Genomic DNA, 25,518 nt, shown 5'->3' with positions numbered 1-25,518 from the left:
TAGATAGAGAATATATGGAGCGGGTTTATCAGTTGGAATTTGAGGGAGTTGTTAACGCCAATGAACGCCGCACTGGGAGAGATAAGTTATCTCCAATGGCTCGACAATTATTTGATTATTTAACCAGAACTGAGAAGATAGAAGCCTCTGTAAAAGATATTCAACCTAGTTTTAAAGTTAAGGGAGAACGGTTTACAGTGGAGCAAATTAAGGGATGGATGTATGAGATTGTGGGGGTGCATTTAGCTGATTGGGTAGGGGAGGGAATCATTAAATTAACCCAGATTTGACCAGACAGCAGACAGGAGACAGTGCGGACAGAAATAGACAGAAGGTAGACACAGTAAGGGACAGGGCTAGACAGAAGGCAGACAGTAGGTAGGCTGGCGCTGTCTGGTAGACAGCACTTAAGTTAACTCAAAAGGTGTATTCATATTTTGTGTAAACTTAATTGCTTCATGAGTTATCTTGATATTCACTACTGAATTTAATTTTATTTCTTCACTGTCTTCTGAAGTAATAATCTCAATAAAACCTTCAGTCTTCAACGATTTCAGAATTTTTTCCCCCTCCTCTGTATCTATTCCTTCTTCGTCTATAAAATCATAAAAATTTACTTCAACTGATTTATCATCATTTAGTCTATTACATATTTTTTTAATAATCATCCAGTCAGGCCTAGCATATAGTGCCAAATCAAGACTTGTGCTTTGAAGTGATGTTCCAAGCCGATGCAATGCCACAACTAAACCCCAAAGCGCCCAAGCTCCCGTGACTGTTCCAGATAACTGAGTTACTGGTAATATTGTGGGATTCCAAATAAATAAACCATCTTCAATAATTAGAATTCCATCCACAATTCCTTCTTGTAAGTGCTGCCATACAACATCTATAGATTTCCATCCTGTATAGCCCACTGCAAATAAAGGAACACTATTAGGCGCTAATCCTCTACTGGCACTAAACCTCCGTCGAAGTTGCTTAACTTTCTCAGAAGTTTGTTTCACCTGTTGCCACTGACCAATTAAATCTGACTTAACTTCAATCGCTGCGGCTACTCCCTCGGCAAGATATAGTCGAGTCTCTGCACTAGATGTAGGTACTTGGATGCTTGGTAAAAGAGGGTATTCAATAACAATGTCAAGCTGTCCACTCAGGTTTCCACTCAAATCTGTAATTTCTCCCGAACCAAATCGGAAATGAGGAGGCAAGATGTTAGACAAGAATAAATTGATGAAGCTTTCTCTTTCTTTACCTTTCGTGTTATTGCTTGCAATTGCACTTCCTTTATGTGCAGCCATAAGCATCATCTGAATTCCTTGCAATCTTCCTAAGATATATTTATTACCTTCGTAAATAGTCATTTCAATACTTTTCTCGTCATTTAGCATGATCACCTTCAAATCCTTGTCAGCAGTGATAAATTTTGCGCGTATCTTGTCTTTACCCCCTATAGCGATATCACCGTTTCAGCAGATTCGCCCTGCGCGTAACGAGAGCGAAGATGTAAGGTAATTTCCGTATCAAGTCGCTTGAGGAAAATGAGCAGTTTGCCCTCGCTGAACCGTTGAAATTCTCCTTTCATTAGATGAGATACTTCTGGCTGTGGAATGCCAAGAAGTTCGCTGATTTCACGCTGTTTCAGGTGGCGCTGTTTCAGAAGGCGTAGTACCTGAATCCCTATCTTTCCCCTAGTAAAAAGTTCATCCGCATTTGACAAACCGAGGTCAGCAAATACATTGCCACTGCTTTCTTCAAAAACGTCCATTTTATATAAAATTTCCTATAAAACCAGTCAGACCGTAGCATGAAATGTTCCCGCGCCACTAGGGAGGTAAGTTTTATTTACAGTTGATTTCCGTCTACACCATATCTAGACGCTGGTGGAGAGAAAATTGATATCGGTTTTGATAGCAACGATTTATCAATAATGTGGCCGTTTAATATTGAATCAGACCACGATTAAAAAACAATTATGGCATCTGCCTCACCCACGCCCAATCAGTCTACTAATATTGAGTTGCCGCTTGTCCAACCTCAAGAGTCAAAAATTCAAGAGTCAACAGAGCTTTCTACAACTGAGGTAGAGGCAGATCCTGCACAGTCAGCCCCAACTGATGATGAACAAGTAAATCTTGATACTGAATCCCAAATAGATGCTATTGAAGCTTCAGGAGCGATATTTCAAGCTATTGGCGTAATTACAGGGGAAGTAAACTTAAAGTCAGAGGGCATCAGCACTGTAACTATTGGTCGAAATGAATACGCACTTTTATACATTGGGCAGAAACTGAGAGTATTTCAGGCTCTCAAGAAAGAAATAGAAGCAACTGGCAATCGGACTTTTAGGCTGGTGGTTTATCCAAAAGCAATTCATTTCCCCAAAAAAGAGCAACCCCATCAAATCGCGTTTCAGCTAGTAGGCTTTGACAGAGGGCGATTCCAAGATGTAGTCTCAGGAGATTTAGAAGACCTAGAGTTTAAATTATCAGGACTGTGGCAGTTTATCCCCGTCTGCCCAACTCCGTGCATCTCTGTGTTCCGCAACTTTACAAGAGAAAGACTGGAATATATTAAGCAAGCTGAACCAGCCCGGAAGGTGAAATTCATGAAGTCCAGCCATTTACCGTTGCTGTGGAAGGATGCACCTGTTCGTCCCTTTAGATTTAATCCCAAAGTTCCGAAAGAACAGCTTGGACATCCAGTATTTGTCACCCTGAAGGCGAAATTTCTACCAGGGCGTAATGTCTGGGGTTTTGTGGCCCTCACCGCACCACCACAAGAAACTGCACCCAAATTTCTCAAAGCCTCTAAACAAGATAAAGCCACAGTCCAGCAAGAGTCTAAAAAGAATAAGCACCAAGGGCAGCGACCATCTAAGAAAGACCATAAAGGAGGAAATGGAGAGCGTAGCAATCCTCCACCCAAGCCAATTCCGAAAAAAAGAACCCAACAGGTTGAGGGTGAAGCAGACTTATAGCAGTGTCTCATTTCAGGCAGACGCTATTAATGGACAGAATTAGACAGAATCCTTATACAGCAAGGGAATTAGTAGACAGAGTTCTAGACAGACACGATCACAACAGACAGACAAAAACTGCAAAGAAGAACTTACAGTTAATACAAAATTTTTAATGCTGTGACAGCAAAGAAGGTAGCTGGTACATGGAGTAGAAGACTTGCGCTCCACAGTCTAGGAGTGAAGAAGCCTCACTCGGAGTAGTGTAACCCAAGACCTTCATACCAGCAGCAACACCTGCACGCACACCCAAAACGCTGTCTTCTACAACAGTGCAATATGCAGCTTGAACTCCCATATTTTTAGCTGCATATAAGAATAAGTCGGGTGCAGGCTTCCATCTGCCAATCTCATACGAGCTAAAGATACGCCCTTCAAATCGAGGCAGCAGATTAGTGACACGCAGAGCTAACTTAATTTTTTCGGGTGGCCCACTGGAAGCAACACAGATAGGTAAATTGATTTTGTCAAGAGATGCCTCTATTCCTTCCACACTCAGCAATTCACGCTCGAATGCCTCGGCAGTGCGGACGCGAAGCTGAGTCACAAAATCTGGCGGTAACATTTTTCCAAGCCTTTGCTCAATGACAGCAACACAATCAGTCATTTTGCAACCCTTGAATAATAAAATAGCTTCTTTAAGGTCGAGTGTAAGCCCTAACTCTGCAACAAATTGGACAAGAACACGATTGCTCAATGTCTCGCTGTCTACCAACACTCCATCACAGTCAAAAATAACCAGTTCTGTTCGCACTCGTATTCAAGTTCAAGATTAACTGCGGATTTATAAGCTGCACCCATCAAGATTATCAGAGTCAAACTTATTTTAGGATATTACAGTAAATCTAGCGTTTTATTGTGGATTAGGTTATAATTCTCCTCTCATCAGTGTCCGGCACAAGCTAGGGACAGATCATACCTGATGCTGGTACAAGTGCAGACTCCATAAGCAGGTTTTATAGTTCAACGAAAGAATGCGGGTTGTAGCGATTGGGAATGATAAGTAGAAATTGATGGCTGGTTGTCGCTTGTGGGACCCCAACGAAGATACAATACTTTCAGGGATTGATTACACGTTTTCAACATTTGGTGTAATGCCCTAGAGAGTAGAAAAGATGAAGGTTAGCGGCAACGGACAAGGCAAAATACTCAGCCAAGACGAATTAAGGCGATTGTTCACTGAGGGTTTACTTACTCCACGCGATCGCGCTCTGTTTGGCATCTGCCTGTTTACTGGTTGTCGCGTATCAGAAGCGTTGGCTCTCAACTTGACTGATATCAAGTCGGGAACTATCACTTTCCGCAAGTCTACCACCAAAGGTAAGTACAAAACACGGATTGTAGACATTCCACCAGCACTAGCAGCAATATTGGCGGAGTATCAGCCCAAGAGGGAGGTGATGTTTCCTGGTAAGCGTGGTGTAACTGAACGGCTGACCCGATTCATGGCAGACAAGATTTTGCGTGATGCTTGCAAGCGGATTGGAGTAGAAGGAGTCAGCACCCACTCGTTTAGGCGAACGGCTCTCACGCAGATGTCCAGCGCGGGGATACCTTTGAGAACTATTCAAGAAATCTCTGGCCACAGCGACCTGGGGACGTTGCAGCGTTATCTGGAGGTTACGCCTGAGCAGAAGCGAAAGGCGGTTTCGGTGATTGGGTTTTAGGGCAATCCTCAAACAAAGAAGATAATCACATCCGTTGCTCGTCTACCTATCTGATCACAATATTCTTCAAGCGGAATTATATCAATATAGTCTTGCTACCCGACCACAATGACCGCAATATCTAGTTATTCTCAGCAGCATACTGGGAACTATAACTAATAATCCCAGATGAGATGGAAGCAATGAACATCAATATAAATAAATTAATTATTAATTCAGTATTAGCAGCAAGTATTTTTATTAGCCCTAGCGTCGGTACTAGAGCAATTGCACAAACAACAACACAAGATACAGGTAAAAAGCCTTGTGTAAGACAAGAATTGCCAAAGCTCAAACAAGATATGCCTTATTCAAAAGCCAGGAAGATGTTATTAGAAGCTGGTTGGCAAGCAATATTTAATCAAGAACAACTAAGAAATTCTCAAAGAAGTTCCCCTGTAGATTATTTTTTTACTAAAAAAGGTTATACAGAAATTGTAGATTGTGCTGGCACAGGTTTAGGTCTTTGTCTTTTTCAATTTGAAAGTGCTTATGGAGAGATTTTATCTGTTGTAACAGCAAATAATGGAGCAAACCAAGAAACTGTTTTTCGCTGGTACATAGAACCAAGCGAATGAAAATACTGTAAGGATTCAGGTCTAATATTGCGGAAGTAAAGAAGGGCGAGACTCAGAATTATGAGAATGAGCAATTAGAGCTTGTGCAAAAAAATCAATGACAGACTTACCTTGACGGCGACAAGTCTGTACTACCGTCAACAAATTAGCAGTGTGTTGAAACCGCTCCATCGAACGGGAGCCGCCACTAACCTTACGTTTTGTCACAGCCAAACGAAGTGAGCGTTCAGCCTGATTATTATCAGGAGGAATTTCAGGATGCTCAAGGAAATACCACCATTGATGAGCTTTATCGCGTAAAGAGCGCAAAAGTTGGCCTGCGGTAGCTCCTGCAAGGTCAATCCACTGATTAAGTGTTTGTTGCAATTTAGATTTGAATTGATTGACCCAATCGTTGTAACTGTTGGAGTCAAGAGTTTCAAACCATTGAGCATAACTTCTAAAAGCTTCATCAATTAAATCAACAAACGCTTCACCAATAGCTTGGTTGTGAAGACCTGGAAGTTGAATTAATTTTTTGAAGTGACGGCGTAGATGAGCCAAACATTTCTGTTGGTCAGTTACAGCATAACCATTGTAAACACTAAAATCATCGCTGCTAAGTATCCCTGTATATTTAGCTCCTAAAATTGTCTCTAATTCAGATCTAGAACGAGTATCAGCCGCAGTAAACAGGCAAAAATCAGAATTGGCAACTACCCACAACCATTCTTTAACTCCTTTAACTGACCAAGGTGTTTCATCCACATGGATGTTAGGTTGTGTCTGTTTTACCCAATCACTTAATTCACTAATGCTTGGTTCAATTGCTTTAGTGATTCGTTCATTGGTGGCGACTAAAGTTCCTAACCCAATTTCAACTTGCCCCAATTCCCACAACATTTCTTGCTGTTTTTCGTAGGGCATATGTGCATAATTATTTGCCCATCCTAAAAACGCCTGTAAAGACACTCCTAAATCTTGTCCTGGGATGATATCTTGTGGCCAAGGAGCAGTTTGTACCTGGCCACAGCACTCACACACACAAGTATGGCGTTGATACTCAACTATTTCTATGGGGCGTTCCACTAATTGCGCTACAGTCTGTTTTTCTACTTTTACTGCCACAGACGCAAATGCTTTTTGACCACAGTAAACGCAATTCGTAGGATGTAAAATTTCATAGCGATCTACTCTCCCAAAACCCTTACGAGTCTTACCTTGATGTCCCGGCTGCCCACCCGGTTTCTTCTTCGGCTGATTTGATTGGTCTTCAGTAGGTGCTTTTTTATTTTCGCTCTTTTTCAAAATGTCCCCAGACGGTGGTTTCGACGAATTAGAGCTATCTAAATCCCTACTGACTTTTAAACGCTCTATTTCTTGCTGTAGTTCTACAATGATTTTCTGTAACTCACGTATTACCTTGCTTTGCTCAATAATTATCTCTACCAGTTCTTCTTTCGATAACTGGTTCAAGCTTTCTCGATCTAATTCTTGAGGCAGGTTCTGGTTCATATCTGTGATACTCTCCCTCAAGTGTTCCCTTTGTCAATACTCTGCCACCTGAATCCTTACAAAATACTAAATAATTTTTTGCTTAATTAAAAATAACTTACATATATGTTTAAAATAAAGTTTTCCAAAATTTTTATAGCTTTGGTGTTAGTTGGTGCTACTTCATGCTCTAACTTTAAAGAAAGCAATTTTACTAATACAACCAATATTGTTACAAGTCCAGAACATAAATCCAAGGCTGACTATTATTTCAAGCAAGGTCAGTACAAGTTTAAAACAGGATACTACCAGGAAGCGATAGAAGATTTCACCGAAGTTATCAGAATTAATCCTAACTATGCAGACGCTTACTTAAAACGTGGAATTGCCCGCGATGTTTTACAGGATTTTCATGGAGCGATAGAAGATTTCACCGAAGTTATTAGAATCAACCCAAATAATGCTGAAGCTTACAATAAACGAGGCATTTCTCGTTTAAGTCTCAAGATACCTGATTTGCAAGGAGCAATAGAAGATCATACTCAATTTGTCAGAATTAATCCAAATAATCCAGAAGCCTATTTTTCTTTGGGTGGTACTTATAGCCATATTGTCGGAAAAGCTAGTGAAGCAGTTGCTAATTATACTGAAGCTATAAAATTAAAACCTGACTACGCTGAAGCGTATTTTTATCGTGGAGCAATATTAAAAGGTAATGAAGGACTTGCTGACATGGAGAAGGCTAAACAATTAGCTCAGGAACAAGGAAACCGAGAACTTTATAACAAAGCTGTAGAAATGATTGAGCTAAGAAAGAATATAGGAGAAAGTAGTAATTAATGATGCGCTTTTGGCATGGAGCCGAGATGGCTGCCAACCGTGTTTGAAGTTCCGCCTTTACGTAGAGTCGGAAATTTACCCAGGCATTGGGTCTTTAATTGCCTCTGCTGACCGAGCATCCTGTGTTGAAATTGGTCAAAGTAGCAACTCCAATTGTAAATTCGGTACTTTTAAAAGTGTTCGTACAAGAAAATTTTCTCATTTTTAAACTATACAGTTTAGTTTGCCCCTGGCCGCAGCTTCCGTAACACTACCCCTATAGCGACAGGGTAAACCCTGAAATGAATTTAGGAGAAACGTTTCTCCTAACCCAATTGTTTGAGGAATTAAGAACGCTACCCCCTAAACTGAAAGCGGGTTTTTGAGTGTATGCCGACGATTGTTTTAGGTGCTTCACCAGGGGGCTATTTCCGGCATAGCTCCAAAACCCGCAAGATGTCTGAAACCTTGAAGTAAATGACATTAAGTCTTGAGGATAAGTTATGGAAACTGAGCTTCTATCTTTCTAAGTTTTCTTTCTTCGCTCTTTAGCATTTGCATTATGACATTTTTTACACACAGCTTGTAGCTTTGCGGTCTTGTGAGCTTCTAAGGTATATATTAGTGCTGGATTGTTCTCTGGTAGTCGAAAAGGTTCCTTAATTGAAAAATCGAAGGAATTAATCATAATTGACTCCCAATCTTTATCTGAAAGCGTTTCCAGTGCTTGTTTAGCAATAACATCAAATTCTGGATCTATGTGGTCTGTCTCCTCTGATGGTTCTTTGAAACATCGCTCACAAATAGGGTATTGGCGTTTACGTTCAGAGCTATAAGGCTGTATCGCATCTCGTAAAGCTTGTTTAACAATCAATTCTTTACTCTCAGGATAAATACACTTTCTCCATGACACTTTATGCCATCCTAGAGTTGTAAAAAAGCCATAAAAATCATAACTATTATAATTCTTTTGTTTTTTAAATTGTAACGCTTTAATACCATGAAATGAGCAATAATAATGCTTTTGTGCAATCAAATCACTAAGCAATTCTGACTCAAACTCCTGGTTAAAAGCATAACTGCCAATCAGGTCTTTAATATCTTTTTCTAAAGCTGTTTTAGTTTTATAATCTCGAAAAAAGTAATTGTTTTTTTTCATGTTATTCAGTAATTAAAACAAAAAAAATTACATTCAGGTGAATTAATGAGTTCTCCTGGCAAGATTGCGAAATTTGGCGTTTAAATATATATTTCCCAAATTAGCTATAAATTCATGCTTCCCATAAACTAAAGCATCAACGCTGATAATCGGAAGTTTTCAGATGTAAGTAATGTGTAAACAGACACTAGACGCTGGCTATTACTGGTTATGAGAGTTATGATGTAGACCAAACCAGAAAACCAAATAACCAGAAAACCAGACTTATGGTTTACCAGATATATGGACAGTCCTAAGAAAATTATTACTATCACAGGGTACAAGGGAGGAGTCGGAAAAAGCACTACAGCAGTGCATCTTGCAACTTTCTTTAGTGAAATAGGTAAAACAGTTCTTGTAGATGGCGACCAGAACCGTACAGCCCTGGCTTGGTCAAAACGCGGGTCATTCCCTTTCCCTACTGTGGATGAACGCCAAGCACTTAAAGTAATTGCCGATGCTCAGTTTGTGGTCATAGATACACCAGCTAGACCTGACTCGGATGATTTAAAGGAATTAGCTAAGGGCTGCGACCTTCTAATTTTGCCCACCAAACCAGACATTGTAAGCCTTGAGCCAATGTTGGAGATGGTGAAAGACTTGGGGAATGCCAACTATCGTTGCTTGCTGACTATTGTTCCTCCATATCCCAGCAGAGAAGGTGAAACACTGCGTCAGGATTTATTGAATGGAGGCATCCCCGTATTTCAGTCGATGATCCGGCGAACTGTGGGTTTTGAGAAAGCGGCAATGGCAGGTGTCCCCATTAGGGATGTTGATGACTTGCGTTTAAAAACAGCTTGGGCTGATTACGCCTCACTTGGTAAGGAAGTTATGGAGATTTTGAAATGAGCAAGTACGGAGATTTAATTAAAAAAGCTAGAGAAGTAGAACCAGAAAACCAGGAAACCAGTCAACCAGATAACCAGACCGCCATAAATCCAGAGAACCAGAAAACCAGAAAGCCGAAAAACCAGATAGCAGTAAATACAGAAAACCAGAAAACCAGGGAACCAGATAACCAAACAACCATAAATACAGATAACCAGAGTTCTGGTTTACCAGAAATTGAGCAAATGGTTAATCTGTGTGTCAAAGTTCCTATATCCCAGCGACGCTACTGGATGTCTAAAGCTAAAGAGCAAGGGATTACTGTAACCTCAGTTATTGTTGAGGCACTCATCCAAAAATTTGGAGAGCCAGAAAACCAGGAAACCAGAAAACCATAAATACAGAAAACCAGATTTCTGGTTTAGCAGAAGAATGGCGAATAGAGTTATTAATAAAGCCATTTTCAACTTAGCCCATAATGTTATGGATAACTGTAGATGCTTTTTAATGTTGGCATTGCACCCGCCCCAGTATAGCGACAGTTTTAGCTAAAAATGAATTTAGGAGAAACGTTTCTCCTAACCCAATTGGTTGAGGAATTAAGAAAGCTACTCCCTAAAGAGCAACCATTAAATGTTAGATGCTCAAAGTAAGAAAATTCTGCACTTCGTTTCTTACTTTAGTCCCCACAAGCAAGCCATAGCAACGATTTTGAGAGCCAATGTGGTGCATCTCTATTGCGAGGTTGCGGCTTTCTTGGAATTTGTATAATTTGAGGTATTAACAATGGTTTGTATCTTCAATATTTCTAGTTCGTCCAGCTAAGTCGGCAATCATGAATATCAGTTGGGTTAGCTCGATGGGTTTAGGAATGTGCATTTGAAAACCTGCTTTCTTTGACTCTTGGAGATCAACACTACTGGTATACCCTGTAAGTGCGGCAGCGGGAATTTGTCCCCCTGCTTCAGCACTAAGGGAGCGTACTCGCTGGATTAGGGTGTAGCCATCTTGGCTCGCCATCCCAATGTCAGACAATAGCACATCATACATCCCAGGCGGGTTTGTAAGTATTGAGAACGCTTCGTCAGCAGATTTGACAGCAGTTACTTCAGCCCCGTAGTTTTGCAGCGCAGTGATCATTAACTCACGCATATCGGCCTCGTCATCTACAACCAGTACGTGCAAGCCCTCCAGTGAAGGAATTTGATCAACAGATGGTTTGAGATGCCCGGAAAAATCTATCACTTCTGCATCACAAGGGCTAAAACGCTCCTCAAGATTAAAGGAGAGCGGTAGCGTGACGGTGATAGTTGTCCCTAAGCCTTCACCTGGACTTTCTGCCTGAACTGTGCCGCCATGAAGTTCGACCAGATAACGGACAAGGGATAATCCTATCCCCAATCCTTGATTGGCACGAGTTTTGCTACTGTCAGCCTGGCTGAAGCGTTCAAAGAGATAAGGCAGAAAGTCAGATCTGATGCCAATACCTGTGTCCCGGACTCGAATCTGAGCTTGGGAATTAACTTGCTCCAGTGTGACATCAACACGTCCCCCAACAGGAGTAAATTTGATGGCATTAGAAAGCAAATTCCAGATTACCTGTTGCAAACGCTCAGAATCCCCCAGTAACTGCCCACTTGCAGGTTGCAGTTGGTATTCAATTTGAATATTTTTCGCTTCTGCCGATAACTGGACTACATCAAGGGCTGTCTCAATCACAGAGATGAGATCAATTCGACAAATGTTTAGACGGAGTTTGCCAGTCATAATGCGTGAGATGTCCAGGAGATCTTCAATCAATTGGGTTTGTACCCTGGCGCTACGCTGAATCATGTCTATTGCACGATTCGTTTTAGCCGCATCAAGCTTTTGCTCCTGGAGTAACTGTGACCATCCCAGAATGGCGTGGAGCGGGTTACGGAGTTCATGGGAAAGAATAGATAAAAACTCATCCTTAGTTCGGTTAGATGCCTCCGCCTCCAGGCGGGCTGACTGTTCTTGAGCTAATAGCTGGGCGCGTTCTACCTCAAACTGCTTCTGCTGCGTGATATCATGGAGCGCCAGCAGAATCATCTGCTGATTTCTTTGTTGAAAAATTTTATAACCATTAAGCAATATAGTTTTTTGCCCAATTTTCTCAAAAACACAACAAACCTCAAAACCTTGAATCTGAATATTATGGGGGAGAATTTTTTCCAAGAGCGATCGCAGTTCAAGAATGTTCCATTGACCGTTTCCTAGCTCAAAAATTAGTTGCTGTTCTGTCTGGGCAGGTGTTACCTGAAACATTTGGTAGAAAGCCCGATTGCTTTTGATGACTCGTAAGTCAGAATTGAGAACTATTAAAGGCTCTGGCACAGTTTCCACCACAGCTTCAGCATAATCAAGGGCTTCTTGCAACTGCTGTGTACTGCGTTTGAGGGCATCAATATCCATCAATACCATCACCACGCCATCAATTTGATTTTCTGTAGTTCTGTAAGGTCGAATTCGCAGATTGTACCAATGCCCATCTTGGTCTTGCGCCTCTAGTTCTTTAATAGTTAAAGTGTCAATTACTTCTGTGAACAATGACTCTAAATTAGGAACGTTAAGAGTAGAGCGGATATTGCTAAGTGGTCGTCCCACATCTGTCGGTATCAGATTGAATAAGTGCTGTGCTATAGGAGTGAAACGCCGAATCCGTAAATCGTTGGTGAGTATAAGTATGGGAATATTGACACTGCTGAGCAAATTTAAGAGGTCGTTATTGACCTGGTGTAATTCGAGATTGCGACTATACAGTTCTTGGTTAGTTGTATGCAGTTCTTCGTTGGTTGCTTGCACCTCTTCTTTGGCTGTTTGCAACTCTTCATTAGTGCTTTGTAGTTCCTCATTGCTGGAGAGGATTTCTTCATTTGCTACTTTCAGGTGTTGAGTAGTGGCTTCATGCTCTTGGGTAATCAATTGCAGATATTCTTGAGTAGCAGCCAGTTCTTGCTTAGTGGCTGTCAGTTCTTCTTGGAGTCGGAGGAAATCCTCCGTAACTACTTGTTCTACATTTTCATCTGTGACGGGCACTTGTTGAATTGTTGAGGCAGGTACATCCTCAAATAAGACAAGAAAGCAGCGAGTTTCTAGTGAGTCAACCTGGAACGGAATCACCTCAACGTTGACTTTTCTGGACGGGTCACTCCCTTCAATCTGTATCCCTTCCTTTCTTACAGAAATATCCTGCCTTTTCACCTGATAAATCGCGGTACGCAATTCTTCCAGCAGCCCTTTTCGTGCCATTTTGAACAGATTGAAGCTGGGATCGCCAGAGGGTGGTTTCAAATAGGGACTGGTTTCCCCTCGAAATTGCAGAATGTCCATATTGTCGTTAATCATCACGCCAACTGGGGCATAGCGATGTAAAACAATTTGGTCAGCCTGTTTATTTAAGTCAACAATATCCCAAGTCTTATTACTCATGGCGGCTCTGTCAAGAGTTACTCTCACTATGGGATAGTTACTGGTCGCAAAGTTAAAGTTAAGGGGAGTAGGTATTAATTTTTTGGTATAAATATTGTTTTTTCTGTCCGCTAAAGTAAATAAGTTGGAGAATTCTCCTGCACTTTCGGCAATACCTAACATCAAAAACCCAGTGGGCTTGAGACTGTAATGGAAAATTGGCATCACCTGCTTTTGCAAAACAGATTCAAAGTAAATCAGCACATTGCGACAACTAATTAGATCCAGATTGGAAAATGGCGGATCGCTAATCAAGTTTTGTTTGGCAAAGACACAAAGTTCACGAATCGATTTGCTGATTTGATAACCGCTCTCTACTTGGTAAAAGAAGCGTCTTAGCCGTTCTGGTGAGACATCAACTATTTGGCTGGGCTTGTAAATGCCTAAACGGGCTTTTTCAATTGCTGTCTCGTTAACGTCTGTAGCAAAAATTTGGATAGTAGGTTTGGGGATTGCATCCTCCAAAAACTCCATTAGACAAATGGCAATGGAGTAAACTTCCTCCCCGGTTGCACAGGCTGACACCCAGATCCGAATCGGCTCATTAACTGACTTACCCTTGGCAATCACTGGAAATACTCGCTCTTTCAAAGCTTGATAAGCTTCTGGGTCACGGAAAAAACTGGTGACACTGATTAAAATCTCATAGTACAGTGCTTGCACTTCATCTAGATTATTTTGCAGATATTGGAAGTAATCTTCAAGACGTTCCAGCTTGTACAGCACCATCCGCCGAGCAATTCGCCGCTTGAGGGTAGTTTGCTTGTAGTACGTGAAGTCAACCCCAGTACCAGTGGAAAGCATTGCAAAGATTGCATGTAAAACAGACTCGCTTTCAGAGAATGGCTCAACTATTTGCGAAGAAATCGGACGGATTACATTGGGATGGCGAGCAATATGAGCTAGTTCCTCAGCAATTTTGGGCGGTGGTAAGATGAAGTCTACATCACCCGTGGCAATAGCAGTGTTCGGCATATCACGAAATTGTGCTGATTCTTCACACTGAGCAAAGGTAATGCCGCCAGCGGCCTTAATTGCTTCTGATCCCTTTGCACCGTCTCCATCGCTTCCAGATAAAACAACACTAATGGCTTTGCTTCCCAGTTCTGCTGCTAACGAAGTCAAGAAAGCATCAGCGGGCATATATTTCCCTTTGATCTTCTCACGGGGCACCAGTTGCAGCACCCCTTGAGCAAGCGTCATCTTCACATTCGGCGGAATGACATATACTTGGTTCGGTTCTACAGACATGCCATTCTGTACTTCACGGACGGGCATTTGGGTCGTCTTAGCCAGAATCTCAGTAAGCAGACTTTTCTGATTAGGATCTAAGTGCTGAATCAGCACAAATGCCATCCCAGTGTCGATGGGTAAGTGACTCAATAACTGCGTAAATGCTTCCAGTCCGCCCGCAGATGCTGCAATCCCGACAATAGGAAATAGTTCGTTGCCTTTATCTTCCTGCTTCTGTGTCGATGTTCCAAAAGCCATAGAATCGGATGGTGATGACTCAGAAGACTGCTTAGAGTTCATTGTATTGGCGAATACAATACTAGAACGTTTAACTTTCCAGTGTATTCAGCTATAGGTTTGCTCCTAGTGTACCAAGGTATATAAGCTTTATCGCATCCATTTATGTTGCCACAACCTAATACGTAAAAATGGGCTTTACGTATGACAATTTTACTTAATTTAATTGTGAAGAATACTTAGACTTTCTAACTGTCAAATAAGCATGAGCTAATGTCGCGCAAGGAAGTTTCGCAGCATCGGCGGCTGAAACTCCTAATAAATAAAGCTATTGAGCTAAGTCATCAAATTTTTCTTAATTTGTTTTCTTACTTGCGGCTAGTTATATAGATAATTAACTCATTTGCGCCCAAGGCTATTTATGATTCCAAAGTAGGGGGATGCTGTTTCAGCATGGATTTTGGAAAGGTCAGCATCATGACTTGGAGCAATTTGTACTAGCTCGGTCTTGAAAGCAGTACAGCCTAACTAATCCATTTTTGCTGCACGATATTGACAGGTTTAAGTAGGGAAAATTTAGGTAATAAAACACATCAGTAAACTCAGACAACTTTTGTGTAATTTCTGTGTCAATTCTCAGATAAAAATAACAAAAGCTGTGGCATTTCTGTGGAAATTAGAAGTAGTTCTCAGCAGTTCCTAGAAGAATTTTGTGATGTTTTTATGATGAAGTTATGGAAGCTCTATGTTATTTGGGTGGCTAATTTGTGACATTTTAAAAAATCGTTGACTACGCACAGTACGCCAAAAAGTTTTGACAGTTTTTTGAGCCAAAATTCTCTTTTCAAGAATAGTCGTTTCCGAAAAGACTACTTAAAACTACAGAAATAATACAATTGAGGCAATCAACTATTTTTTGAAAGCAGGGTTTCAAGATTTCACAACTCGTTGCGCTCTCGGTGACGACAGCAGGGCAATGAGCAGGTTAGTGGATTTAGTTGGCTCAAACAGTTTCTTCATGTCCTTTTGAGCAACCGCTTCATCCTCCGCGATTGCGCGGAGCGCAGTGCCGGAGGCAATCGCAACAACAAGTTCAGTCTGCACTTTAAAATCACAAACTTAGTTCATCCTCAAGCTGTCTTTGCCGTTGCAATTCCAACTGCTTTTGCCGTCGCCGTTCCAAAATCATCTGATTCCACGTCAGTCCTTCGGGTGCAATTCTCTCAGCCACAGGCAGCATTTTCTTAACTACTTGGGCGGTTTCATGCCCCTGAGCATTGTTATTAAAAGCCAGCACAATTCTGTTGGCAGTTTTGAAATATTCTACTGGCAAGTTATTCGGGTCATCCACTACCATGTACATTGTTCTCGTTGGTGGCAACCCTTTATGTACTATCATGTCCATCTCTGCTATTGACATGGCATCAATGGGAGAATCACACAAGAATACTCTATTAACTTTCTCCTTTGGCTTGCCACCCAAACTAATATGAAACCAACCGGGTGAGGGTTTGTTGGTTTTGTCATATTCAACAGTGAGATTATCTCGGCTCTGGGTATCCCATATCAATGCACCTGACTTTTTGCCATCTAAATCCCATTTGATAAACACAACATTTCGCTGTTGGTCTAAATAAGTCAACCCCTGCCGATGTAATCCTTCCACAAATGCAGGTGATATGCCACGTTTTTCAGTTAGGTAATTTTGTAATAGTGGCCATCGGCTCTCATCTTCTGCTGGGGGCGTAAATGGTGGTGCAGTTGCTCTAAGTGGTAGAGACTGGGCTGGGGAAGCTGGGGGTGGTGGGGAAGAAGGAAGGTGATTTTTCGATAACTCTTTCTCTCGCTGCTGTACATCTTCCCCTGCTTCTTGAGCTTTTGTTTGTTGCCAGAAAAGCTTTTGTACCTCATCAGGAGGTAAGGGTTTCATAGGCTTTAACAGCAGACACGAAATGCGTAGGTCATCCCGTTGTGGTTGGTAATTAATGCCTAGATGTTTTTGCAATCCTGGAAAGGTGTAAGCTGCACCCAACTGTGTACCACTGAATGCAATTCCATCTTTTTCGTAAGAAATTCCTTTGGACTTACCATTTCTGGTAAATCCTATCTTGACACTGATACCTGTTCTCTGCAAGAACAAGATAAAGTCGGGCATTTTCAGATTATTAAAAGATATATACTCAATTAAGTATTGAATTTCCTCCTTGATGGTGCGTTGTGGAGGAGAGTCACGTTGTCCTTGTGAAAATTCTTCTTGTTCTCGTCTAATGCGTCTAATTTGTCCGGTGCTGGGTGTGCGAGTTAGTTTCTCTTTACTCCCTTGGACTTGGACTAAATCATAATCAATTTCGATTTGTCGCAGGACTTTTTCAGAGCGTACATAATCCCAAGAATCATGGACAAGTTTACCTGTATCCATCCTGATTCTACTGGCGGCAATGTGGATGTGGTCATCATCGGTGTTGTGGTGGCGGAAGATGACGAATTGATTGGCATCAAATCCCATTTCTTTCATGTAGCGATTGCCAATTTCACTCCACTTTTCATCATCTAATTTGTCGTCTGGGGCTGCTGATAGGGAGACATGGTAAACAACACGTTCGGCATCTGGATTTAGTTGTCGAGACAGTCTAAATTCTTTGGTTAATTCCCGCGCATTTCTCCCACTCATATTGCCGCCAATTAGTTGGGCATCATCGCGTGATGCTAAATAATCTAAGAGACTGCGAAAACCTCTACCCTTCGTCTGCTTCCCAATCATCTTCTTCGTCCTCCTCCCAGTCAGTTTCTTCCGTATCAGCTTGGGCAATGTTTCGTCTGCACTGATGCAACACTTCTAGAAGTTCTTGTAAAAGTTTTGGGTTGGCTGGTGGAGTGCGACCCATTTTTATGGCTGTGTTTGTGGCTTTGACGAGTTGGTTTAAGTTGTTGCCGATTTGTCCTAGTTCCCAATATGTTTGTAAGCTAATTTTACTCAGTCTTTTGGGCAGTGGTCGCAGCAATCCGTTACGCCTCATCAATTCACTGGCTGACATTCCGGCATCTTGTGATTTGATTCGCAGCAGATCCAATTCGATATCACTCAATCTCAGTGAAAAGAGGTGGTTTCTGACGAGTCTTTTTGACTGCTTGCGATTAGCCATAACGAGAGATTTGGGGACATTGCGAGGGGGGTTTTTCAAGGGGGCAACTCCCCCTTGAACCAGTCTGCCGTTCGAGCGCAGCGAGACAAAGCGTCAGCTTTGAGGCATGGCTGGCTTCTAGCCCTATTTAGGTGTAGGTGAGGTGTCAAAAGCTACGTATATACTGAGACACAGCGAGGGGCTGGGGGCAGGATACGGCATAGTCGTGGTGCTGATAATCCTATCAACTACGGTGGGGAATAGCAACGGCTTCCGGCGTAATAACGAAAAATCAAGCATTGGGGGAATTTTAGATGAGGCGTAGCCACAATGGGCTAGATAAATTTATCTAGACTAAATGGGGGAAATGGCGTAGCCGCAGCAATGAATTTATCAAGGGCAGGACTAAATAATCATCATGGCGTAGCCACTACATGAAAATCTGGTTACGGCGTAGCCGCAGTAGTAAAAATTTTTTAGATTAAATGAAAGTTACGGCGTAGCCGCCACATGAAAATTTGGTCACGGCGTAGCCGCAGTAGCTAAATTTTCAAGCCTTATATTGAATGGGGAGAACGGCGTAGCCGCAATAGCGAATTGATAACCAGCAACTCATGAGTAATGCACTCAATCGGCGTAGCCGCAATAGTCAAATTTTTATTACCTTTTTTCAAACAAGCCGGGGGAGATTTTTACAAATAGTTGATAATTAGTAGTTAATTAATATTCATAAAATAACAATGAGTGAGCATCAGAATCCAGAGGTAATCACTAAGAGCAAGATTGATAAGGCTATCAATCTGCTGAAGGAACAAAAGCCGAAGCAACGAGAGGATGTATCGGACAGGGACGCTGTTCGGAAGATGAGGCGGTATATTGAAAAGCTGACTTCTGACAAGTACGGCTACACTTACGATGAAGTTGCAGAGATGCTGAAGGGTTTGGGGATTAATTTGAGTGGTAGCCGGATTAAATATTTAATCGGTGAGTTGAGGAAAAGCAGCCGTCAGCGAAAGAAATCTGAGGAGGGTGACAACAACAATCAGTCATCAGAGCAACCTAGTGAAACTCAACCAGCAGTTAAAGCCAGTAGTGAGGCTGAAAAATCAACTGTAAGTAGTGCCAAAGGCAAGAGAAAAAGTCAACAGCCAGTAGCACAACAGCCAGAGGGTGAATCAGATTTACAGGGCGAGTTTAATGACTATGCCTTTCAACCAAAAGTTTACAAGGATGAAGATTTATAAACTGGTTGAATTATGAGTAAAACAAGCCCTCGAAATCGAAAAAAAACAGAACTCAATCAAAGAATAGTGCTGTGTACTGGGGATAAGGGAGGTATAGGTAAAAGTATTGTGGCTAGGTTTCTTTTGGATATGTACTTAGCTAACGATATTCATGTGATTGCGTATGACTGTGACCCTCATAATCCACAACTATGGAGGCACTATAACAGAGTTGTGCCAGGGGGCGTAAAAACAATTAAATTTAATCAACGGGGTGTCAGAGATGTTTTACAAAATGATTTGTCAACGTTAACTCCTACTGTGGCGTTGATGGATCTGCCGTCGGGAGTGGGGGAGTATTTTCGGGATTTTGTTCAAGACATGACAGATGCAAACCTCGGCTATCGCATCACTATGGTATCGGTACTAGGTCGGGGGAAAGAAAGCATTATTCAACTCAAACGGTTAATGGAATTTTGCGGTAATCAAGTTGATTATGTGGTGGTGAGAAATTTGTACTGGGGTGAAGAAGTAGAAAAATCTTTCATCAAGTACAAAGAATCTAAAACCAGACAATCTGTTTTGGAGTTGGGAGCGATTGAGTTAAATTTTGGTTCTTTAGTTGAATGGACATACGACAAAATTGACGAACTTGATGCCAGTTTTACTGAAGCAGTAAACTACGATATGAACAAAATAGGTCTTGCCAATAAAGCTAGGTTATCTACGTGGATACCAGAACAAGAGTTAGAGATGATTAAAGGTGGCTCTTTTTTGGGACTATCAGGCGCAAAAACCAGAGTTAGGGAAACTTTTATGTAAGCAATATTTGGAAAATTGGGAGAAATTTATCACCTCGAACTAGCACTGCAACTTCAGATCGCAGTGTGAGTATGAGAGCAACAATTTATCGGGTTGATTTCACGTCTGTTTCACTGGTGTAAGTTCAGTGAACGGCAATAAAACGACTGTCTTGCTGGTTAAGTTCTGACATCTGGCCCTACTATCTAATGTGAGGCTCTGTACCAAGAACTGGTGATCATCTCCCGTGACGGTACATACAAGTCCAATCAATGTTTCTCTAAGGGATTTCGGGTGATGTGGATTTGGATCTCCTAGATTATTTTGAGTATTAAAACCCATAGCTGATCCAGAATCGTCTCCAGGATCATGAAGCCTTTCGCGTCGTTCGGCACGTCGAAGTAATATGGACATAAGGCTATGCCAGAGGTCAGCATGAAGTCGGTAGACTTTAATTTTTTTCCCCTCAAAACCCGGCTCAAACCTCGACCAGCGAAAAGCCGCTTTAATTCCCAACTGGGATAACATTTGATGCACAACATTGACATCACTCATTTTGTCGCTGACAGTGCGGTTGAGATGGTGTAATATTTCTGGGGCATAGAGACGAATCTTGTCGGCATAGGGTTTGATGTCAGCGTGAGTCCATTCTTTGTGTGGATCTAAAAAGTCATTTAATCCAAATGCTTCTCGCATCTGTCGCCGCAGTGCTGTACCGGAAATATCCCAAGGGCAAACAGCTTGATTCCAAGTAGCTTGTTTTTCTAATGATTTAGTGGTTCGGTCAACAGCTAATTCAGGGTTTAGTTGCGCTTCTAAGTTGAGCAGTTCTCCGCGTCGTCGGCCGCCCTTGTCCCAAAGGACATCTTCCTCGGTCAGCTCGTCTAGACAGTAGAAGTCTTTGAGATAAAATTTTGTAATTGCTAGAGCGTCTTCTGGTGAAACTGCTTCAAGGGATTCTAGCAGGACAATTTCTGGGTAAGTTAAATCGGGGGCGGCGACTATGGCCGATGCTTCCATTTTTTTGATTTCGTCTTTGGCTTGCTTTAACAACAGCTTGACTGTTGAGTCAGATTGCTGCTCCTCAATTGTCATGTGATGCCCTTCATGTTTGAGCCTGACCATTAGTGCATCACAGAGATTCATCATCGAATAATTCTGCTCGGCACTAATTCGGGCATAGAGATTGACATGGGGGTTTTGTTGCCAGTCGAAATTAGCAATACCTTCAACAATGTCTGGTCTGAGGTTAGAGCGAACTAAACTAACGGTGGCATCTGTTCTTTGTTGTAATTGTGTTTTAATTTCTAGATAATTGCTGGAGCGAGAAACTTGAGAGTAATTTGTCCCACGTTTGGCACACCAAACTATGCGGTCTACGGTGTCGCGCACACGGACTAAAGATTGAGACATATCAGCGTCAGTGGATGATGTGCCGGTGAAAATTCCATAGACTTTCTCAATGAATCCGGGGATTTCGATGCTGACTCCGGTGGCGACTGTGGGAGAACAAATAATTACGTCGTACAATCCTTCAGCAATTACAGTGTCGGGGTTTTTCATAAACCTTTTTTCCTCTGTATTGCCACTGGTTTCTGAGTTGATGAGCAGTATTCTTATACCTGGAATTTGTTTTTGTAGGAGTCGCGCTGTGGTCTTGCTGGTGGCTTTGCTATCTGTGGTGACATACAGCGTCTTGCCCGTGGGGATGTTCTGCGCGTCAGTGATTAACTGGTTGACGATGGCTGATTTACTGGTAGCCTGAATAAATTTTACATGGTACGGTTGGGGTTGATAGTCGTTACGAATTAAGAAGATAGGGGTAGGGTCGGCCCGGAATTCTTTGAGGTAATGTAGGGTCTGGTTGTTTAAATCAGCATCAGCAATAATTACTCGGCGGGCAACTCTAATTAATTCGGCAAATCTGGCAAGGAGTGCGGGACGTTTGCCGTCTTGGGCGCAGGTGCTAGAAGTGAGTAAGTGGCGAACTACTTGGACGACTTCATCAATGATGAAGTCACAGCCGGCAAATTTTTTGGGGTCAATGGCTAGGAGTGAATCAACACAGAAACCAATTCTGAGGGTGTAAGCTCCTCCTTTGATAAAATTGCCGTTGAATTTATCTAAGTCGCCACGGTAATCGATATCGAGTCGGGGACACAAATTTTGGATGAGTGCAATTCTGTGACCGGCTAAGAGTGCTTTTTCGGAATTGGCTGTGGTTTTGGCGATAAATTTAGTTTTACCAGTGCCTTTGCCGGAGTCGAGGGCAATGATTCCTTGCTGTGGTAAATTTTTGATGTCTAAGGTGGATAAGTCGGCTGTGGTCAGTTGTAAAGAGGGTTCGTAAGTTAACCGATTTTCTAAGCGTTGCCACAACTGCCAATGTGCTACTGAAAGGGCTTGGTTTAAGGCTGTTGACCATGCAGCCACGCCTTTCGTTACTATCAGGTCATCCACGCCTTTACACAGTCCTTTTTGACCGTCCCAGATGGCGATATCAACTATTGATCCTGCGGCGGTCAGTAATCGGCTAAAGCGGAAAGTGGCAGCGTTAACCCGGAGTCGGGTTTCTGTATTGGTGTCTTGGTCAAAGGCGAGGGTAAATTTTCTCCCCTTAACAGCAAATCTTGCTATATCTGGGATGAGGTAGGGCAAGACTTGGTTGCCTAATAAATCCTTGCTGCGGTAGCCGCCGTTAATTCCGTAAAGGGCAATGGCTACAAATCCCTTTGACAACAGGGATAACGATTTTTTACCCCCTTCTGTAATGATGATTGGGATTTCTGGGTGGAGTTCAAGCCAGTTCCAGAAACTTTCGCCAGGAGGTGGCACTTCTACGCCGTAGCGGTTGGCTATTAAGCGTCTGGTTTTTTGGTTGACGGTGGGGAGATAGGCCCGTGAGCCGTTGCCAGTTGGGGTTTCGTATTTTTGAATCTTGCCTTTTGTTGTGTCAGTTCTGGGCGCACTCAGTTTGGCTTGCCAGGGGCTACCGTCTTCGTTAATAAATATTGCGGCGTGGAGTGTGGGTTTGGCTTGATGCCCAAATCTGGTATATTTCCAGTTCAGTGCGTCGTGGATTGGGGTTGAGACATCCCCGCCATCACTAATTTCTATGTCGGAGACGATGCGGATGTTATCAGTGTAGACACAAGGTGCGATCGCCGAGCCGGTAAGAAATTCTCGCTCAATTCGGCTGGCAAACTCACTTAAGCTTTCTACTGGCAGTAGGTTTTGAGCAGATGGTAGAACACTTGATAGATTTTTCAATTTCCTTTTCCTGGCGGTGGGTTAAATTGCCCTCGCCAAGAAAAGACTGAATGTTAACTTTTATCTACAGAACAGTTGGCGTAACTTGTGCGGTAGAGGGGAAAGAGTCAAGTAGTTTGGGTAAAGCCTTCATGCCTGTTACTTTTTTCTTAAGGATCTGTTGGAAATAAATAATAGACATTTATAATTGAGGAAAGGCTCCACTTGATTCTTTTCCAGTCGGGGTTTCACACTCTGTCTTTTCCTGCGGGGTGTGGGTGTGGTAGGTGTTTGCTGCACCGAAGCCACAAATTACAAGCGAAATCAAATGAAGAATTTGAGCCTAAGTCTGTGAGTTCGTACCTCGCAGACTTTTTGGCTTATTAGCTCAATTTCTTAACGATTTAAAACCATAAATAGAACTTAGTTGGTTGAGGTTAAGATGTTGTTTGCTTGTCAGCATATCATTGAGTAACACTAGGCACATATTGTCATTTGGCTAACAGTCAGTAAAAAGTCAGAAATCCGTATATAGATACCAATTAATAAATTCATTAAATATTGCTAGTTTTGGCTATAGCTTGAGTGATAGGTTAGTTTCCCCGCGGCGATCGCGTCTTTACTCATTTGTCTTAAGCCAATCCTTGAGTAATGTGTTTACTATTTCACCCATAGGCTTACCTTGCTTAGTACAAGCCACTTTAAATTTCAGTTTCACATCCTTGTCCACATAGACACTTAGCTCAGTCATTCCCTCTGGAATCTTCTTAGGCATTTTCTCTCTTTGCGCGATATCTAGTATTCTCGCATCACCCCCGGCATCTTCGTCTACTACGTATTGCGCGATTGCGCGATAAACGTTATGATAACAGACAAGACAGAGAAACAACAACAGCCGTTAACCGATTCGTGTCTGCCGAGTAAGGAAAAACCTTATAAATCAATCCTTTTAGCGTGTGGATACTTCAAAGCTACCGTTAGTTGTCAATACCTGTTGACTACTTGTCAGCATTTGTTATTGACTATCAATTACTGTTTGACCATTAATCAATAAATGAAGTATGAAAGCGTCAAACTCCTCACGGGGACTTGATTTAGATTCCCCTGGTCTGTTTTGCTCAAGTTATGTTACGAAATCTGAACTTGCAAAAATTCTTAACGTTGCCCGTTCAACTTTAATCAGTTGGGACAGTATCGCACTGTACCGCATAGATAGTTATCGCCAAGCCTACCCAGTCAAAGCCGATGGCAGTACAGACCGCTCTTGCCCGTTGTCACCATACCAAAGCTGGGTGCTTTCTCGCGTTGGTCGGATAATGCAAAATCTCAAATCGGCTGAACGAGTCAAGAACTACATCAAAAAGTATCCTCAAGAATTCAGTCCAACCAACTTTCAAGCACAGTTCGCCCAAGTAACCAGAGGTAATGCAGCATGAAAACGAAAAACATGATTGCTATTAAAGAAGTTTGTGAACTCCTGGAGATGCCAGAGGAAATTATTAGATTCTCTCTGCAAGAATCGCACCCAGATAATTTTGACAGTCTCAAAGAAATTAGTTTGGCCGAATTTGAAACATTAACTCAAGTCCTCAAACAAAAAGCTGAACTTGAACAAACTGGAGAAGTAGCCGCCATTGCTCCATCAGTTGATAACACTCTCCCAGTTAAAGAGCAACAAAAAATTATCAATGGGGCATTGAATGCTCTGAATGAGTTTGCCGGAAACTACACATTGACCATTGATAAAATCACTTCTACTTTGGCATTTATCAGTGGTCAATCAGTTGTTAACAATTTCGTTCACATCCACTCCAACACAATTAGAAACGGTTTAGAAGATTACTTAGATGAGTTAGCAAATGAATTAACTACGGCTGCTCATTCAATTAAAGGAATCGATGCTAATGATTTTTTAGCTCAACGGGGAATTGCCCCGAAACCACGAACTGCTCAGAAATCACTAGAAAAAATCATCAATTTGGCAGCAAACATCTAGACATTGCTTACAGATTAGCACTGTCTGATACTCGTTTTTTATTGTTGTTGTTGAGTGTTAGCAGAGAGAGAAAAATGCACTTAATTACCGAAACTTGTTTTTATTCTGGCGTGGCTACCCTATCTCTAATTGGTGGGATAGCAGCAGTTATTTCGCCAGTAGGGGTAGGTTTATTTGCAGTAGGTTTAGCAATGTATGTCAGCCAAAATCGACGTTAACAGGGACAGGCTAGAAACAGCTTATCAGTGGCAAGCATTTAAGTTTCGTCCGCTTATTTTGATGGTTTGTGTTGTGGTTCCTGCATTTGTGGGCAGCTATGTATACACCAGTTGGCAGCAGACAAAAAATAGCAAAATATCTCCAGATGTTGAGATGAAAGATTTGCACCTTTGTAGCGGTGAACGCTTTAAATAAAGACTGAGATTTTCCAAATATTTGAGGTGAATTATGCAGAATCAACCACTGCCAGAATTAATTTCACAGGCACAGCAATTGTTAACTCAAATTAGGCAGCATCCACAGTACAAAGCATTGCAAATTG

22 protein-coding genes and 1 pseudogene are annotated in these 25,518 nt (G+C 42.0%); 13 read left to right on the top strand and 10 right to left on the bottom strand.

Translation table 11 applies throughout. The annotated features are described in order from the left end of the window. Nucleotides 1-290: pseudogene (locus ACM0OS_RS21360) on the top strand (hypothetical protein); the annotation flags it as partial. A 117-nt stretch (nt 291-407) separates the two neighbouring features. Here ACM0OS_RS21360 and ACM0OS_RS21355 read toward each other — a convergent pair. Both ACM0OS_RS21355 and ACM0OS_RS21350 read right to left on the bottom strand, forming a co-directional pair. Next, nucleotides 408-1,391 carry a DUF6602 domain-containing protein gene (locus ACM0OS_RS21355; RefSeq protein ID WP_414545206.1) on the bottom strand — a complete coding sequence of 328 codons (984 nt, stop codon included), beginning with the start codon at nt 1,389-1,391 and terminating at the stop codon, nt 408-410. A gap of 59 nt (nt 1,392-1,450) precedes the next feature. Continuing rightward, the gene (locus ACM0OS_RS21350; protein ID WP_414545205.1) at nt 1,451-1,768 is read right to left on the bottom strand and encodes a helix-turn-helix domain-containing protein; all 318 of its coding nucleotides are present in this window, start codon (nt 1,766-1,768) and stop codon (nt 1,451-1,453) included. Between the two features lie 207 nt (nt 1,769-1,975). On the opposite strand from ACM0OS_RS21350, the gene ACM0OS_RS21345 reads away from it, so the two are divergent. Then, the gene (locus ACM0OS_RS21345; protein WP_414545204.1) at nt 1,976-2,980 is read left to right on the top strand and encodes a hypothetical protein; all 1,005 of its coding nucleotides are present in this window, start codon (nt 1,976-1,978) and stop codon (nt 2,978-2,980) included. A gap of 151 nt (nt 2,981-3,131) precedes the next feature. Here ACM0OS_RS21345 and ACM0OS_RS21340 read toward each other — a convergent pair whose 3' ends face one another. Beyond that, the gene (locus tag ACM0OS_RS21340) at nt 3,132-3,773 is read right to left on the bottom strand and encodes an HAD family hydrolase (RefSeq protein WP_414545203.1); all 642 of its coding nucleotides are present in this window, start codon (nt 3,771-3,773) and stop codon (nt 3,132-3,134) included. Between the two features lie 361 nt (nt 3,774-4,134). Here ACM0OS_RS21340 and ACM0OS_RS21335 point away from each other — a divergent pair, with 361 nt between their 5' ends. Beyond that, the gene (locus ACM0OS_RS21335; protein ID WP_414545202.1) at nt 4,135-4,686 is read left to right on the top strand and encodes a tyrosine-type recombinase/integrase; all 552 of its coding nucleotides are present in this window, start codon (nt 4,135-4,137) and stop codon (nt 4,684-4,686) included. 182 nt (nt 4,687-4,868) lie between these two features. After that, nucleotides 4,869-5,303: a hypothetical protein gene (locus ACM0OS_RS21330; protein WP_228676616.1), complete on the top strand. Its 435-nt coding sequence runs from the start codon at nt 4,869-4,871 to the stop codon at nt 5,301-5,303. 21 nt (nt 5,304-5,324) lie between these two features. Here the strand turns inward: ACM0OS_RS21330 and tnpC are convergent, their stop codons facing one another. Then, on the bottom strand, nt 5,325-6,797 hold the full coding sequence (gene tnpC / locus ACM0OS_RS21325; RefSeq protein ID WP_414545201.1) for an IS66 family transposase: 1,473 nt from the start codon (nt 6,795-6,797) through the stop codon (nt 5,325-5,327). A 105-nt stretch (nt 6,798-6,902) separates the two neighbouring features. Here tnpC and ACM0OS_RS21320 point away from each other — a divergent pair, with 105 nt between their 5' ends. Next, entirely contained in the window at nt 6,903-7,616 is a 714-nt protein-coding gene (locus ACM0OS_RS21320) for a tetratricopeptide repeat protein (protein WP_414545200.1), read from the top strand. Between the two features lie 505 nt (nt 7,617-8,121). On the opposite strand, the gene ACM0OS_RS21315 is transcribed toward ACM0OS_RS21320, so the two are convergent. Next, nucleotides 8,122-8,754: a hypothetical protein gene (locus tag ACM0OS_RS21315; protein WP_414545199.1), complete on the bottom strand. Its 633-nt coding sequence runs from the start codon at nt 8,752-8,754 to the stop codon at nt 8,122-8,124. Nucleotides 8,755-9,036: 282 nt separating this feature from the next. Between ACM0OS_RS21315 and ACM0OS_RS21310 the strand changes: the two genes are divergently transcribed. Then, a complete protein-coding gene (locus ACM0OS_RS21310) occupies nt 9,037-9,645 on the top strand; it encodes an AAA family ATPase (RefSeq protein WP_414545198.1) in 609 nt (202 codons plus the stop codon). Continuing rightward, nucleotides 9,642-10,022 (top strand): hypothetical protein, encoded by a 381-nt coding sequence (locus tag ACM0OS_RS21305; RefSeq protein ID WP_414545197.1) that lies wholly within the window; start codon nt 9,642-9,644, stop codon nt 10,020-10,022. The genes ACM0OS_RS21310 and ACM0OS_RS21305 overlap by 4 nt, the downstream gene beginning before the upstream one ends. Nucleotides 10,023-10,404: 382 nt before the next feature. Here the strand turns inward: ACM0OS_RS21305 and ACM0OS_RS21300 are convergent, their stop codons facing one another. The 3 genes from ACM0OS_RS21300 to ACM0OS_RS21290 form a co-directional block, all read right to left on the bottom strand. Continuing rightward, on the bottom strand, nt 10,405-14,649 hold the full coding sequence (locus ACM0OS_RS21300) for a chemotaxis protein CheB (RefSeq protein WP_414545196.1): 4,245 nt from the start codon (nt 14,647-14,649) through the stop codon (nt 10,405-10,407). Between the two features lie 1,048 nt (nt 14,650-15,697). Continuing rightward, nucleotides 15,698-17,347 carry a relaxase/mobilization nuclease domain-containing protein gene (locus tag ACM0OS_RS21295; RefSeq protein ID WP_414545195.1) on the bottom strand — a complete coding sequence of 550 codons (1,650 nt, stop codon included), beginning with the start codon at nt 17,345-17,347 and terminating at the stop codon, nt 15,698-15,700. After that, entirely contained in the window at nt 17,322-17,729 is a 408-nt protein-coding gene (locus ACM0OS_RS21290) for a plasmid mobilization protein (protein ID WP_414545194.1), read from the bottom strand. The genes ACM0OS_RS21295 and ACM0OS_RS21290 overlap by 26 nt, the downstream gene beginning before the upstream one ends. Before the next feature lie 719 nt (nt 17,730-18,448). Between ACM0OS_RS21290 and ACM0OS_RS21285 the strand changes: the two genes are divergently transcribed. After that, nucleotides 18,449-18,952 (top strand): hypothetical protein, encoded by a 504-nt coding sequence (locus tag ACM0OS_RS21285; RefSeq protein ID WP_414545193.1) that lies wholly within the window; start codon nt 18,449-18,451, stop codon nt 18,950-18,952. Between the two features lie 12 nt (nt 18,953-18,964). Further along, nucleotides 18,965-19,753, top strand: a complete 789-nt coding sequence (locus ACM0OS_RS21280; protein ID WP_414545192.1) for a hypothetical protein — start codon at nt 18,965-18,967, stop codon at nt 19,751-19,753. 99 nt (nt 19,754-19,852) lie between these two features. Here the strand turns inward: ACM0OS_RS21280 and ACM0OS_RS21275 are convergent, their stop codons facing one another. Further along, complete coding sequence (locus ACM0OS_RS21275; protein WP_414545191.1) at nt 19,853-23,002, bottom strand: plasmid replication protein, CyRepA1 family; 3,150 nt, start codon at nt 23,000-23,002, stop codon at nt 19,853-19,855. Nucleotides 23,003-23,600: 598 nt separating this feature from the next. Continuing rightward, nucleotides 23,601-23,732, bottom strand: a complete 132-nt coding sequence (locus ACM0OS_RS21270) for a plasmid partition protein ParG (protein WP_242059379.1) — start codon at nt 23,730-23,732, stop codon at nt 23,601-23,603. 310 nt (nt 23,733-24,042) lie between these two features. On the opposite strand from ACM0OS_RS21270, the gene ACM0OS_RS21265 reads away from it, so the two are divergent. From ACM0OS_RS21265 to ACM0OS_RS21250, 4 genes are all read left to right on the top strand, one after another. Continuing rightward, nucleotides 24,043-24,417 carry a hypothetical protein gene (locus ACM0OS_RS21265; protein ID WP_414545190.1) on the top strand — a complete coding sequence of 125 codons (375 nt, stop codon included), beginning with the start codon at nt 24,043-24,045 and terminating at the stop codon, nt 24,415-24,417. Continuing rightward, nucleotides 24,414-24,977: a hypothetical protein gene (locus ACM0OS_RS21260; protein ID WP_414545189.1), complete on the top strand. Its 564-nt coding sequence runs from the start codon at nt 24,414-24,416 to the stop codon at nt 24,975-24,977. Before ACM0OS_RS21265 ends, ACM0OS_RS21260 begins: the two co-directional genes overlap by 4 nt. A 74-nt stretch (nt 24,978-25,051) precedes the next feature. Further along, the gene (locus ACM0OS_RS21255) at nt 25,052-25,195 is read left to right on the top strand and encodes a hypothetical protein (protein ID WP_190751705.1); all 144 of its coding nucleotides are present in this window, start codon (nt 25,052-25,054) and stop codon (nt 25,193-25,195) included. Then, nucleotides 25,173-25,391, top strand: a complete 219-nt coding sequence (locus tag ACM0OS_RS21250) for a hypothetical protein (RefSeq protein ID WP_414545188.1) — start codon at nt 25,173-25,175, stop codon at nt 25,389-25,391. The genes ACM0OS_RS21255 and ACM0OS_RS21250 overlap by 23 nt, the downstream gene beginning before the upstream one ends. The last annotated feature ends 127 nt before the right edge of the window (nt 25,392-25,518 follow it).

Origin of the sequence: Nostoc sp. CCY0012 (assembly GCF_963920855.1) — a bacterium.
Taxonomy (GTDB): Bacteria; Cyanobacteriota; Cyanobacteriia; order Cyanobacteriales; family Nostocaceae; genus Cyanocohniella.
Note: the sequence above shows the minus strand (reverse complement) of the source record. Positions and strands in the feature narration are given on the sequence as shown.

What these genes read in the sequence shown, in the direction of transcription:
- ACM0OS_RS21265 (WP_414545190.1), top strand. Translation starts at nt 24,043, where the DNA reads ATGAAAGCGTCAAACTCCTCACGGGGACTTGATTTAGATTCCCCTGGT.
- ACM0OS_RS21270 (WP_242059379.1), bottom strand. Translation starts at nt 23,732, where the DNA reads ATGACTGAGCTAAGTGTCTATGTGGACAAGGATGTGAAACTGAAATTT.
- ACM0OS_RS21320 (WP_414545200.1), top strand. Translation starts at nt 6,903, where the DNA reads ATGTTTAAAATAAAGTTTTCCAAAATTTTTATAGCTTTGGTGTTAGTT.
- ACM0OS_RS21285 (WP_414545193.1), top strand. Translation starts at nt 18,449, where the DNA reads ATGAGTGAGCATCAGAATCCAGAGGTAATCACTAAGAGCAAGATTGAT.
- ACM0OS_RS21345 (WP_414545204.1), top strand. Translation starts at nt 1,976, where the DNA reads ATGGCATCTGCCTCACCCACGCCCAATCAGTCTACTAATATTGAGTTG.
- ACM0OS_RS21280 (WP_414545192.1), top strand. Translation starts at nt 18,965, where the DNA reads ATGAGTAAAACAAGCCCTCGAAATCGAAAAAAAACAGAACTCAATCAA.
- ACM0OS_RS21350 (WP_414545205.1), bottom strand. Translation starts at nt 1,768, where the DNA reads ATGGACGTTTTTGAAGAAAGCAGTGGCAATGTATTTGCTGACCTCGGT.
- ACM0OS_RS21300 (WP_414545196.1), bottom strand. Translation starts at nt 14,649, where the DNA reads ATGAACTCTAAGCAGTCTTCTGAGTCATCACCATCCGATTCTATGGCT.
- ACM0OS_RS21295 (WP_414545195.1), bottom strand. Translation starts at nt 17,347, where the DNA reads ATGATTGGGAAGCAGACGAAGGGTAGAGGTTTTCGCAGTCTCTTAGAT.
- ACM0OS_RS21250 (WP_414545188.1), top strand. Translation starts at nt 25,173, where the DNA reads ATGTCAGCCAAAATCGACGTTAACAGGGACAGGCTAGAAACAGCTTAT.
- ACM0OS_RS21315 (WP_414545199.1), bottom strand. Translation starts at nt 8,754, where the DNA reads ATGAAAAAAAACAATTACTTTTTTCGAGATTATAAAACTAAAACAGCT.
- ACM0OS_RS21310 (WP_414545198.1), top strand. Translation starts at nt 9,037, where the DNA reads ATGGACAGTCCTAAGAAAATTATTACTATCACAGGGTACAAGGGAGGA.
- ACM0OS_RS21260 (WP_414545189.1), top strand. Translation starts at nt 24,414, where the DNA reads ATGAAAACGAAAAACATGATTGCTATTAAAGAAGTTTGTGAACTCCTG.
- ACM0OS_RS21330 (WP_228676616.1), top strand. Translation starts at nt 4,869, where the DNA reads ATGAACATCAATATAAATAAATTAATTATTAATTCAGTATTAGCAGCA.
- tnpC (WP_414545201.1), bottom strand. Translation starts at nt 6,797, where the DNA reads ATGAACCAGAACCTGCCTCAAGAATTAGATCGAGAAAGCTTGAACCAG.
- ACM0OS_RS21305 (WP_414545197.1), top strand. Translation starts at nt 9,642, where the DNA reads ATGAGCAAGTACGGAGATTTAATTAAAAAAGCTAGAGAAGTAGAACCA.
- ACM0OS_RS21335 (WP_414545202.1), top strand. Translation starts at nt 4,135, where the DNA reads ATGAAGGTTAGCGGCAACGGACAAGGCAAAATACTCAGCCAAGACGAA.
- ACM0OS_RS21290 (WP_414545194.1), bottom strand. Translation starts at nt 17,729, where the DNA reads ATGGCTAATCGCAAGCAGTCAAAAAGACTCGTCAGAAACCACCTCTTT.
- ACM0OS_RS21355 (WP_414545206.1), bottom strand. Translation starts at nt 1,391, where the DNA reads ATGCTAAATGACGAGAAAAGTATTGAAATGACTATTTACGAAGGTAAT.
- ACM0OS_RS21255 (WP_190751705.1), top strand. Translation starts at nt 25,052, where the DNA reads ATGCACTTAATTACCGAAACTTGTTTTTATTCTGGCGTGGCTACCCTA.